The organism is Streptomyces pacificus, assembly GCF_011766325.1.
Lineage (GTDB): Bacteria > Actinomycetota > Actinomycetes > Streptomycetales > Streptomycetaceae > Streptomyces > Streptomyces pacificus.
The window spans coordinates 1-759 of sequence record NZ_BLLG01000066.1 but is presented as its reverse complement, the minus strand read 5'-3'; the positions used below and the strand labels follow the sequence as shown (position 1 = coordinate 759).

General features: G+C 73.3%; 1 protein-coding gene. It reads right to left on the bottom strand.

Features of this window, described 5'->3' with window-relative positions; genetic code table 11:
* The coding region (locus tag SCWH03_RS28265) for an acyltransferase domain-containing protein (protein ID WP_173267769.1) at positions 1 to 759 on the bottom strand (759 nt) is incomplete at both ends.

The window sequence follows — 759 nt, the reverse complement described above, 5'->3', positions numbered from 1 at the left end:
ACACCCCCGCCACATGCGCCGCCGCCACCTCCCCCACCGAATGCCCCGCCAGCAACCGAGGCCGCACACCGAACGACTCCAGCAACCGGAACAACGCCACCCCGACCGCGAACAACGCCGGCTGCGCGCACCCCGTCCGGTCCAGCGCCTCCCGGTCATCCCCCCACATCACGTCCCGCAACCCCGGCTCAAGACGGGCCAGCACCCCGTCGAGCGCCTCCGCGAACACCGGGAACCGCTCATACAACCCCCGCCCCATACCCAAACGCTGCGCACCCTGCCCCGAGAACAACACGGCCAGGGTCCGGTCGGCCGCCGTACCGGCGGCGATCTGAGCGCCGTCGAACAACACGGCCCGGTGCTCCAGCAGGGCGCGGTGGCGGAGCAGCGAGTGCCCGATGTCGACCGGGGCGCCGGTGAGCGCGCGTACCTGTTCGACCTGGGCCCGCAGCGCGGCCTCTGACGCGGCGGAGACCAGCCAGGGGACGGGGTCCGCGCCGGGCGCCGGGTCGGAGGCGGCGGGTTCGGCGGGTTCGGCGGGCCCCTGTTCCAGGATGATGTGTGCGTTGGTGCCGCTGAGGCCGAAGGACGACACGCCCGCGCGTCGCGGCCGGCCGCCGGCGGCCGGCCATGGCGTGTTCTCGGTGAGCAGCGACACCGCCCCCGCCGACCAGTCGACATGCGAGGACGGCTCGGTGACATGCAGGGTCACCGGCAGCACACCATGACGCAGCGCCATCACCGTCTTGATCACACCCG